The 11,336-nt window shown below is 59.1% G+C and carries 11 protein-coding genes; all 11 read right to left on the reverse strand.

The window, feature by feature from the left end; genetic code table 11:
• Window positions 1–270: 270 nt before the first annotated feature.
• The 11 genes from U9R25_08915 to U9R25_08965 all read right to left on the reverse strand — a co-directional run bounded on the left by U9R25_08915 (window position 271) and on the right by U9R25_08965 (window position 10,736).
• On the reverse strand, window positions 271–1,143 hold the full coding sequence (locus U9R25_08915; GenBank protein MEA3336014.1) for a sugar phosphate isomerase/epimerase: 873 nt from the start codon (window positions 1,141–1,143) through the stop codon (window positions 271–273).
• Window positions 1,144–1,182: 39 nt separating this feature from the next.
• Complete coding sequence (locus tag U9R25_08920) at window positions 1,183–2,523, reverse strand: L-fucose/L-arabinose isomerase family protein (GenBank protein MEA3336015.1); 1,341 nt, start codon at window positions 2,521–2,523, stop codon at window positions 1,183–1,185.
• A 484-nt stretch (window positions 2,524–3,007) separates the two neighbouring features.
• Window positions 3,008–4,084, reverse strand: coding sequence for a uroporphyrinogen decarboxylase family protein (locus tag U9R25_08925; protein MEA3336016.1), 1,077 nt, complete (start codon window positions 4,082–4,084; stop codon window positions 3,008–3,010).
• Between the two features lie 11 nt (window positions 4,085–4,095).
• The gene (locus U9R25_08930) at window positions 4,096–5,091 is read right to left on the reverse strand and encodes a Gfo/Idh/MocA family oxidoreductase (protein ID MEA3336017.1); all 996 of its coding nucleotides are present in this window, start codon (window positions 5,089–5,091) and stop codon (window positions 4,096–4,098) included.
• A gap of 10 nt (window positions 5,092–5,101) precedes the next feature.
• Entirely contained in the window at window positions 5,102–6,070 is a 969-nt protein-coding gene (locus U9R25_08935) for an aldo/keto reductase (protein ID MEA3336018.1), read from the reverse strand.
• 39 nt (window positions 6,071–6,109) lie between these two features.
• Entirely contained in the window at window positions 6,110–6,427 is a 318-nt protein-coding gene (locus U9R25_08940) for a type II toxin-antitoxin system PemK/MazF family toxin (GenBank protein MEA3336019.1), read from the reverse strand.
• Entirely contained in the window at window positions 6,424–6,657 is a 234-nt protein-coding gene (locus U9R25_08945; protein ID MEA3336020.1) for a CopG family transcriptional regulator, read from the reverse strand. Before U9R25_08945 ends, U9R25_08940 begins: the two co-directional genes overlap by 4 nt.
• A 110-nt stretch (window positions 6,658–6,767) precedes the next feature.
• Window positions 6,768–7,757, reverse strand: a complete 990-nt coding sequence (locus U9R25_08950; GenBank protein ID MEA3336021.1) for a Gfo/Idh/MocA family oxidoreductase — start codon at window positions 7,755–7,757, stop codon at window positions 6,768–6,770.
• 485 nt (window positions 7,758–8,242) lie between these two features.
• Complete coding sequence (locus tag U9R25_08955; GenBank protein MEA3336022.1) at window positions 8,243–9,643, reverse strand: sulfatase; 1,401 nt, start codon at window positions 9,641–9,643, stop codon at window positions 8,243–8,245.
• Window positions 9,644–10,420, reverse strand: a complete 777-nt coding sequence (locus tag U9R25_08960) for a sulfotransferase (protein MEA3336023.1) — start codon at window positions 10,418–10,420, stop codon at window positions 9,644–9,646.
• A 22-nt stretch (window positions 10,421–10,442) separates the two neighbouring features.
• Complete coding sequence (locus U9R25_08965) at window positions 10,443–10,736, reverse strand: hypothetical protein (GenBank protein ID MEA3336024.1); 294 nt, start codon at window positions 10,734–10,736, stop codon at window positions 10,443–10,445.
• Window positions 10,737–11,336 lie beyond the last annotated feature (600 nt).

Here is an 11,336-nt window from a genome sequence, read left to right on the forward strand (position 1 = left end):
TCCTTTCAGTACCTTACGAGTCAGATTCTTGCACACCGGGCAAGAAAATTAGCCACGAACCTGACAAGGATGTACCGCAGCAATGTCCTGAGCTTGGTCGAAGGGACCTGCGCTGAGCGGAGTCGAAGTCTGACGCTGATCGATCCAAACAAGATCAGAAAAGATCAGCGTGAATCTGCGCCGAAGGTCTGCGTAAATCTGCGGTGAAATCAGAGAAAAATCATAACCGCAGATAACCGCCGATAAACGCTGATCAGATATCAGAAAAGATCAGCGTGAATCTGCGCCGAAGGTCTGCGTAAATCTGCGCTCCTCTGGCTTGTCCAGGTTAGGGACCGGGAGGCTGATCCGCCGCTCGCAGGCCTGCAAACACGCCTGCATATGACCGCGTGCCTCAGCCGCGATCACGCAGCATTGTTCCAGCGAACACTCCCGCGCGCCGATGACCTCCAGGTTCACCGGGCCTTCGTAGCCATGCTCGTGCAGCACCCGCAGATAGCCCACCAGGTCGATGTCGCCGCGGCCGTTGGCCTGGTCCTCCGGCCTGCCCGGACCCTGCTGGCGCCCCTTACAATCCCGGATGTGGATATGTTTTACCCGCGAGATGACCGCTGCCACCGCCGTCACCGGGTTTTCGCCGGCTCGGTGGATGTGGGAAGGGTCCATGTCGATGCCGAAAGCTGGTGAGCTGATGGCAGCCATGGCTCGCTGGGTGCTTGGCGTATCGTGGATACACGCGCCCACGTGGGCCTTGACGCATAGTGTGACGCCGTAGCGCTCCGCCAGATCAGCCAGCTTTCCCAGCGATTCGACGCCGCGCTGGAAGCTGCCCTCGTCGCCCATCTTACCGCCCGGCCCGCAATTCACCACAGGGATGCCCAGCTCTGCGGCTGCTTGGAACGCGGCCTCCATGATAGTTGGGTCCTGCGAGGGCTGCTCCATGGCCAGCAGTTCCAGGCCATATGTTTTTTTCAACTGTTTGATCTCTGGTACGAGCTCGCGCCAGCGATCCAGCACCAGATGCTCGCTCATGCCCTGAATGGCTGACAGCTCAATGCCATCATAACCGGCCATGGCAATGTACTTGAAGGCAGTCTCCATATCGTAACCGCCGAACAGAACGGAATTGGCGCCAAGTTTCATTGGTCATCCTCGTTTGACATACGTGTGTTTCATATCGGTTCAACGGCATACCACATCCAAATCGATATCCAGTATCTTCGCCAGTTTTTCGATCTTTCCCAACTGATGCCCCACACCCAGGGCGAAGTGATGGGTGGAACCGGTCTCGGTCCAGGCCTGGCCAAACTCGTCGGGAGCCATGTTGCCGAACTTCACGCGGGTATTGGTGTTGCCGATCTGCAGGATGGGACCCGGCACCGACTCCCCCTGGGCGGCGATGAATTTGAACTGCCCATCGCCCGTCTGGGTCAATCCCAACATGGTCACAGGCCCGTTTTTGACGTTGAACTCCACCGAGACGCCGCGGCCCGCCTTGCCGTGGAAAAGCTTCATGCCGCGCAGGATCGGCTTTTTATCGCCGATGCCGATGTGGCCCGGCCCGTCGTGGCCCGCCACCACGAATCCGCCCTCGAAATCGAGCACATACAGCTCGCAGAAGGACCCGCCGGCGTCGAAGTGCTCCATGATAAACATGGCTGCGCAGGTCTTCAAGTCCGCTTCCCCTGCACAGGGAATGCCACGGGCCGTGAGGATCGAGTTGCCCAGGATCATGGCCGCGGCGATACGCTCATACTCGTTGTCGTTCCAGCCCCCGTAATAGTAGGCCAGGCCATCCAGGGCGAAATCCTCGACCAGTTTGTCCTCAGCGACGGCCACACGAGCAGCCCAGCACAGCTCCTCAGGGTCCACCTTCTCAGTGACGGGATCATCGCCAGGCTCGGGCATGAAAAACAGGTCGCGGGCTTCCGCCACCTTGGCGTCGATCTGCGCCTCGCTGACGCTGGCTATTCGGTCGGCCAGATCGCACATCTCTACGATCTCGACGTGGGTGCCAAGATAGCCTTGATGCATGGTGAAATCGGTGTACATGTCCAACATGCCCGGATAGTAGTGGCCCAGATAGCCCAGGCGGCTGTTCATGAGCGCACGCCGCACAGCCGCAGCCTCGATCCATTCCCGCACCTGCACCCACACCTTGTCCTGGAATTCCCCGCCCACGATGCAGTTGAAGGGCAGGCGGCAGCGATTGAAGGCGCAAGACACCTCCGGCGCTGTCATGGCTGCCCCGATCAGGGTGAAATCCTCCGTGTTGACCCGTTCATAATCCACGGTGGGAACCATCTGCAGGGCCAGGGTCAGATAAGGCGCGATGTTGCGCTGCGCGATGGGCACCAGCATGTGGGACGCAGTGTACGTCATGATCTCACCGATGATCAGGTCCACTTGCTCGCGGGCGAACAGATCGCCCACCTCGTTGCTGCGCTCGGCCCGATCCACCAGGCCGCCGAAGATGACCTGGCAGCCCATGGCCTCCAGCCGGGCAACATGTTTGTCCATCATGGCCAGCACGGCCGACTTGAGCTTGGGAAACTACGGCCAATAAGCGGCCAGACCGCTGCCGAAGTAGCCGATCTTGGGTTTGTCACGTTTGTCGCGTTGCATGTCACATCCTCATGAATGGTCGATAGTTAATGATCCTTCCCCCAGCCCCTGCGCAGCGCCTTCCGCTTCGCTCCGAAGTCCTGCGGAAGCGACAGTGAAGGGCTCCCCGGACCGGGAAGGGGAGACAGGGATAGCACTACCTTTCGGGCTCCCCCTCCCAGTTTGGGAGGGGGCCGGGGGGTGGGTCAAACATGAATCCACGCGGCCGGTTCATTGTCACTGTCATCCTGAGCGATTCCACGACTGCCATCTTTCGTCCATGATTGTTCTCCAACACCCGGGTTTCATAGGAGCACGACCAGCCACAGTGAAGGATCTCGCGCGCCTTCGTGATCCAAACGCCTTGCACCATACGGATCTTTCAGCCTCCGCAGGTACGATCTCAATACCATCCGTGCCGCTGTGCCGCCTCATACATCGCGATCACGTTCTCTGTGGGCGAATTATCCTGCAGCTGGTGGGTCGGCGACAGCGCGTAGCCCCCGCCGGGCATCATGGTTGCCAGCGTCTGGCGCACGTTTTCAACCGTTTCGGCAACCGTGCCGTAAGCGACGGGGCCGGCCGTGGAAATGCAGCCGTGAAAGGCCAGCCGGTCCCCATAGGTGGCTTTCAGATAGGCCGGTGCCATCTCTTTCACCTCTGGCTGAAGGGTATCCACTACGCTGATGCCCATCTCGATGAAATCATCGAAGGCCCAGCTGCTGGAACCGCAGGAATGAATGACCACCGGCAGGTCGTAGGCCTTGGCAAGATCGACCACCCGCTGGTGGCGCGGCCGGATGTGCTTGCGATAGAGCGCTTTGCTGATCAGCGGACCGCGCTGGGTTCCCAGATCTTCCCCCATCCACAACAGGTCGATGCGCCCGCCGGCCGCGTCCAGGATGCGCTCGGTCAGTGCCAACTGGAAGGCCAGCTTCTTGTCGAAATAGGCCAGGCAAGCGGGCTCGTCTGTGATCAAGTCGATCAGTACCTGCTCCATGCTGCGCAGGAATCCGGTGCTATTGATGAAATCGCCCAACCCGGCATTGCCCACCACCAGGCAGTACTGCTGCCATTCCCGGCACTGGGCAGCCACGTTTCCGTAGTCGAAATGGTCGGGATCGGGCATTGGCCAGGCCTCGATCTCTGCCAACGCTGCATCCTTGAGGGGAAAATCGACGTAGTCCCAGTATCCCCCGTGGGGATTCTCGATCCACTGGCGATGCACGCCCATGATATCAACCTGCCGGCCAGGCAGGTCGTCGAACAGTTGGGGACCCAGATAGGGCACGTCAACGCTGCGGAAATCCACCCCCAACGCCCGGCGCAGCCCTTCGTCGTCGCCGGCTCGCAGGCCAAAGTGTTTTTTTAACCGCCCGTCGATACCTGGATTGCTGAAGTAGTTGACCGGCACATGATCCGGTTCCTGACGCGCGAAGGATACAAGAACCCGTTCTTTGGATGTCAGGAGTTTTTTCATGATGGCTGTTTTTAGGAATCGACGTAGACGACCCGCTCCTCCACCAGTGATACGATGGCCGCGGCCAGCACCTCTTGCGCGGCCAGGCCATCGGCGCCGGAGCCGTCGATCTGCTCGGGAGCTGCGCCCTCGTCGACCTGTTGCACGAAGGTGTTGATGCGCTCGCGGAAGGTGTCGGTGAAGTCGCGGAAACCACCGAAGACGGGATTGGTATAGACTCTCTTCTCCAGATTGCCGGCGGGGTATAGCGTCGCCTCGCGCCACATATCTTCCAGGACGAAACGTCCCTTCGTACCGGCCACCTCGCAGCGCTCCATGGGATGCCCGCGCTCGATGTCGTAGCTGCCGGTAAGCGAGCCCACAACGCCATTCTTGAAGCGCATGTTGAACTGCGCAGTTGACCAGATAGTGCGGCCGGGCGCCTTCACAGCAAAACAGTGCACCGCTTCAATGTCGCCACAGAAGTAGCGCATGACGTCGACCGTGTGGGGGTGCAGGGCTTTCAAGTGGAAATAGGGCGAGCTCTCCTGCGGGTTCATGATCCACATGCTCATGTTGATGAAAAGCTGGTGGCCGATTCGACCTTCCTCCACCCAGCGTCTGGCCAGCCGGGCCGCAGGCGTGAAACGATGGTTCAGGTTGATGCCGTAGCACAGCCCCTTCTCCGCTGCCTTGGCCACCATCTCCTCAGCCTTGTCGATCTCGTTGGAGATCGGTTTCTCACCCAGCACATGACAGCCAGCCTCCAGTGCTTGCATCGTCGGCTGGTAGTGGTCGCTGCCATACTCATAGCCGCCGGTAGTAACGCCGCAGATGTCGGGTGAAAGTGCCTGGAGCATGCTGGGCGCGTCGTAGAAGGCCGGCACCCCGAAACGCTTCGCTGCAGCATCGGCCCGCTCGCGCACGAGGTCGCACACGCCAGCCAACCCGGCTCGCGGGTTTTCCTGATAGAGCATGGCATGGCGGTTGCCGATGGGCCCCATGCCGATGATACATACGCGCAGCATCTCTTTCTCCCTACCAGGCATATGCCTCGGGAGCCGTGCCGCCCGGCCCAGGCCAGATCTCGTCCAGCCTGGCCAGCAGGTCATCCGACAGTTCGATCTCCAGAGCGCGCAGGCTTCCCTCGAACTGGGCCATGGTGCGCGGGCCGATGATGGGCGCGGTCACAGCCGGGTTGTGCAACAGCCAGGCAAGCGCCACGTCGGCGGGCTGCTCTCCTAACTCTCCGCAGAGGGCCTCCCAGGCCTCCAGTTGAGGTCGCATCGCATCGATTCGCCCTTGCAGCCATTCCGACGAGCGGCGGCCATCGCCCACGCCACCAAGGACCCCGCCCAGCAGCCCGCCGCCCAGCGGACTCCAGGGGATAATGCCAACGCCATACGCCTGGCAGGCTGGCAACACCTCGAGCTCGACGGTGCGTTCATTCAGGCTGTATTTGCTTTGCTCCGAGACCAGGCCCAGGAAGCTGCGCCGCGCGGCCGCCTCGTTGGCCTGAACGATGTGCCATGCTGCGAAGTTGCTGCTGCCCACGTAGAGCACCTTGCCCTCCCGGACCAACTGCTCCATGGCCTGCCATATCTCCTCCCAGGGTGTATCTCGTTGAACATGGTGCATCTGATAGAGATCGATGCGGTCGGTTTGCATGCGGCGCAGGCTGTCCTCGCAAGCCTGGCGGATGTGGTAAGCCGACAGACCGCCGTCGTTGGGGCCGTCACCCATGGGGCCGTAGACCTTGGTGGCCAGGACGAAACGATCGCGCCGGCCGCCCTGAGCCAGCCAGCGTCCAATGATCTCCTCGGTGAAGCCGTCGCTGACCTCTCGGCCGTAGCGATTAGCAGTGTCGAGGAAATTAATGCCCGCCTCCAGCGCCCGGTCCATGATGGCGAAGCTGTCGGCCTCGCCCGTGCGTGGCCCGAAGTTCATGGTGCCCAGGCAGAGTTTGCTGACTTGTAGGCCGGTTCGGCCAAGGTATGTGTATTGCATTATCTACTCCTCTCAATTCGAACAGAGTCTTAAACGTTGCTACATCATCCCCAGGGCAAACGCCAATGCGTCATCAACTTCAGTCATGCGAGAAGTGGATAGCACGGTGAGTAGCAACCCGATCTTGTGCTTGGAGATGGTCTGAACATTATCCAGATTGACCGCACAGGGTGAACCCACACCATCCTCTTCGGGCAATAGGAACACCTCGCTGGGTATGTCTCGGATAGTGGTGGTCAGGGGTGCAACGGTGATGCTGGTCAAATAGGGAATGGCCGAGTTACGCGTCAACACCAATACAGGCCGGCGTTTGTCTGGCTCACGAAAGGTATACCATCGGATATCGCCCCGTCTCATGCCTCACCCCAAACCTGTTCCGCTTCCCAAAGATCGAATTCGCCTGACTCTACTGGCCGGCGTGCGTAGCCAGCTGCGTGTTGCCGCTCCAAACGGGTCACTTGAAGACGCTCCATCGCCTGGCGCAAAGCACCGCGGATAAAGGCCGATCGGCTCATGCCCAACTCCGCGCTCGTGTTATCGACCTGGTCCAGAAGAGCCTCATCGATAGTCATTTGAATTGTCTTCATGGATGCACCTCACTACTCCAATATGTATTGATCTCCACATTGCTATATGTATGATTATCCACAGTATTGATCATTCGGCAAATCAACCCCCACAAATTATGAAACCTTTCTTAAAGGTCCACAACCCTTCCCCTCTCCCACGACTCGATGGCAGCCTCGATGATGGTCTGAACCTCGAGCGCGTCCTGGCCAGAGGCGTCGATCTCCTCCGGCTTGACCTGTGCCAGGTTTTGTTCGACCCAGACACCGATGCGGGAGTCGAAGGTCTCGGGAAAACCCATCATGCCGCCCAGGTGATCATAGCGCTCCACTTCGCGGGAGAAACGAGGATAGAAGCTCAGCTGCTCGCAGGCATCCAGCAGGACGAAACGCCCTTCAGAGCCGACCACCTCCAATCGCTCCAGCCCATAACTGCCGCCGGCATCGTAGCTGCCCGTCAAATGGCCAATGATGCCATTCTCATACAGGAGATTGACCTGCACATTGGACCAGATTTTCCGTTCCTTGCCCCTCTTAAAAAAGGCCTGCACCCGGGCCACGTCACCCCCGAAGAAACGCATCACGTCCAGCGAGTGAGGGTGTAGCGCTCGGATGTGGAACCAGGACGAACTCTCGTTGGGATTGTTGATCCACATCGTCATGTTGATGATGTTGATCTCGCCCAGCCGGCCCGAATCCACCCACTGCCTGGCCCGCAGCGCCGCCGGCGTGAAGCGGTGGTTCAGGTTGATGCCGTAGCGCAGATTCTTCTCCCGGGCCCTGGCCACCATCTGGCGAGCTTTGTCCAGCTCGTTGGATATGGGCTTTTCCCCCAGCACCGGAATGCCCCCGTCCAGCAGCTCCATTGTCGGCACGAAGTGATCGCCTCCGTTCTCCGCGCCGGCCGTGCACATGCTGGCCGCATCGATCTGCATGCCGCTGGCCAACAGGTCTTGCACCGAATAGAACACCGGACAGCCATAGGCTTCTGCGGCCTTGTCTGCCCGATCGGGAATGATATCGCAGACGGCAACGATTCGGCAATCTTCCCGCTCCTCATAAACCCGGGCGTGGGTGTTGCCGATGCCGCCCATGCCAACGATCGCTACTCTGAGTATCATGCTGAATGAGTCCTTTCCTGCCAATCCAAACGACCTCTTTCCAGGCGCTCCGTTCATATCTCCTCCTCGAACACCTCCAGCAATTCTGCTACGGAACTTCGGTTATGTCATGCTGACGCAAAGCGTGCCGAAGCATCTCCAAGTTCCCTATCGCACGAATGATCCCAACGATCACAGGTCGCTCAATACGCAGAGGAGTCGAGGCTTTAGCCGGGTTTATCCTGCGCAAGAACAGCTGACAAGCCGCCTTACCCTAGACCTGGACAAGCCAGAGGAACGCTGATTACGCAGACCTCCGGCGCAGATTCTCGCCGATCTTTTCTGATATCTGATCAGCGTTGATCTGCGTTGATCTTGCGGTTGTATTTTTTCCTTTCGCCACTGAGCTTTTCTGATATCTGATCAGCGTTGATCTTGCGGTTGTGTTTTTTCTTTATCGACGAAAAGTTGTCGATGTTGATGCCGGAAGGGTATATTGAGAATTGCTACGCATCAGTCGACTCCCCATCCTCCTGCAGCCGGGCCGCCTGATCGGGATCGCCGATGTGCAGGGTGTCGTAGGCCTGTTGCGAACTGGTAAAGGCACCCACTCCCTCGTGGCCGTGCCAGTCGACCTGATGGAACATGGGGTTGGGCAGACCCGTCTCGGCCTCCCGCCGGGCGATCCAGGCATCCATGCGCCCGCCTAACATGGCCACCACGTCAGGCGCGTCGTCAGCCAGGTTGTATAACTCCTGGGAATCCTCCACCAGATTGTAAAGCTCCACAGGCGCTTTGAAGTGAAAATCTGGCTCCAGGGCCACGATCAGCTTCCACTGGGACGTACGCCAGCCGTGCTTGCGCATCCAGGTACACTCGGTTATGTAAAATTCACTGTCATGCGATGCCGCCTCACCCCGCACCAGGGGCAGCAGGCTCTTTCCGTCAAACGATGCATCCGCGTCGACCCCCGCCAGGTCGAGGATGGTGGGCACCAGGTCTTTGTGCTGGTTGAACCCTGCCAGCCGCCTGCCTTCGGGCAGCCAGCCAGGGTAGCGAATTATCAGCGGCACGTGCAAGTTGCCCTCGTAGAGCCCGTGATGATCGTACCAACACTCATGCTCGTAAAGCACCTCGCCATGGTCTCCGTTGAGGATCACGATGGTATCATCCCGCAACCCCAGAGTGTCGACGGCGTTGAAAAACTGCTGCAGGCAGGAATCCATGTAGGCCAACGCACCATCGTACTGGGCATCCATGTAGCGATGGTCGCTGATGCCGGGCGGCATCCAACTGGCGAAGTAGTCGCAAAATGGCTTGAAGCTCATGACCGGATCCATGGACCGATTGTCGGGATCGCACTCCTCTCCGTGGTAGTACATGCGGTCGAAGGGGGCGGGAGGCAGGTAGGGCGAATGGGGATCCATGTGGCGCAGGAAGAGGAAAAAGGGTGCATCCTGGCCGGCCAATCGCTCCAACTCCGGCAGCGCCACGTCGTTCAGGTTGCGGGCCTTGGTCAACGGCCGATCCTTCCAGGAACCCCAGGCGACGTAGTTCAGGTAGCTGTCGAAGCCGCGCGAGGCTGCGTTCTCGAAGCCCACGCAGGTGCTGTTGTAGCCCGCCTCGCCCAGGATCTCTGCCAGCGTTTTCGCCTCGCTACGCATGGGACCCTCGTGGCGCAAGGCCACAACCTGGGTGCCAAACGCGTCCCGCCCCGTCAGCATGGAGGCATAGGCGCTGGTGGTGGGAACATGGGGACTGAAGGTGTTTTCGAAGAGCACACCCTCCTGGGAGAAACGATCGATATGGGGTGTCGTCAAGCGCTGGTAGCCGTAACAACTCATGTTAGCGGCCCGTAGCGAGTCGACGCCGATGAGAACGACGTTTGGCAATCGATTATGGTGCATTCAGATTTCCTCCTTCCGCGCCACTGATTGGTCCGGATTGAAGTAACGATATTCATGCATGGCTGGAGCCAGAAAGCCGAAAGAGGTGGTACCTTCAGCCATTTGCCATCGCCCCACCGATTGGGGGCGAACCGGGATTTGCGCCAACTCGAAGCCCAGAAAATCCGCCAGGCGAGCCAGCGTCTCCTCCTGATTCAGGACAAAATCCTCGAAGCGAACCTCGATCCAGTTATCGGGCCGGGGTGTGGCCTGCACAAGGTCGAACTGGTATTTCCAGGAGATAGCTCGCCGTATGCGTTCGTCATCGGTTTCGGCATAATCAACGCCAAAATCGCGCAAGTCATCGGTCAGGTGATAGCCCAGAATGGCATCTCGCGGGTCTCTGATCCAGAAAACATATTTTGCTGCCGGAAACAGGCGGCAGATCCAGGGGAAGACGAGAGTGGTCTCCGGGATCTTCCAGCCCTTATGCCTGGCATCGCTGGACAGTACCGATGTCAGGTAAGTTTCGATTAGTTGCGCGAATTCAGGCGGGATAGCGGCATCGATGGCCGGGCTGAAATCCCACTCCAGGCCACCGTTCCAACGGACGTAGGTCGCAAACACTCGACAGGCGTCATACATCGGCCGAGGGGGCAGCAAATCACCCGAAGCGTTGAGCGGTTCGCCCATGAAAACGCCACTCTCCGACAGGGTATGCGAGATCGCTCGCGTGCCGGAGTGCCCGCGGCCTATGATCGTAATAAGGGAAGATGCCTCTCCAAAAAAAGTTGTCACAGGGCTTGACAGTGCTCGATGATCACAGGTGCATCTCATTGCTGGGCACCGAACGGGAGATCAGTCCTGAATCCTGCTGGTGGTCCAGAAAGATGGTGACACCGTTTCGGATGTGGTCGCTGGGCCAGCCCATATACACCTGTACGATAGCCTCGAAATATTGGTCCCAATCGTACAGGGTTTTATAGGCGTAACCGGTGAAATAGGGTCGCCCTGTGTCCTCTTCGACGAAGACGCCTCGCTCCATGAGGGACTGCTCGGTCTGCAGTTCCCGGCGCAGCGTGGTGAGTTGGAACTCGTGCCGGAATCGATTCATTGTCAGCCTGCATTTTCTTCGTAAGCTGGTGTGCCAACCATCATATCGACTTGTCTCATGACCCCTCCCCGCCCCGGAGAGGGGAGCTTGAACCTCTCCCCCTCCCAGTTTGGGAGGGGGCCGGGGGTGGGTCAAACCCGCAAGAAGCGCTCGAAATAATCATGGTCTTCCAGAGCAGAACATTGGCAAAACGGCTTGGTAGTCAGACCCTTGCATGCTACACTATAATTCATCACGGACGATTGTCAAGTCGGGTTGGTCCACAGGGATGCCCCACCTGGCAAATGAAAACTTCGGCCGCGCCTCACCTGATGGAGCAGGAGGATAATAATGGGTGAAACAAAAGGCACCGTGCAATCGATCATTGCCGACAACCAAAGAATCACGATCCAGGCTGAATATTCCGGAACGCAACCCCTTCGCGTCTGGCCGATACCCCCTACCAGAACGTGGTCCCAGACCTGATCGTCCAGCCCGACGCCAGGTCCGCCAATTCCTTTGAACAGCAAACTGCCATTGCGCCTGCGCTGCTGGACGACGTTCGCATCACCGCGGGCCAGGCAACCTGCGAGCTGCCGCCGCTCTCATTCGCGGCCGTGA

It is taken from the genome of Chloroflexota bacterium (genome assembly GCA_034717495.1).
Classification (GTDB): Bacteria; Chloroflexota; Anaerolineae; order JAAEKA01; family JAAEKA01; genus JAYELL01.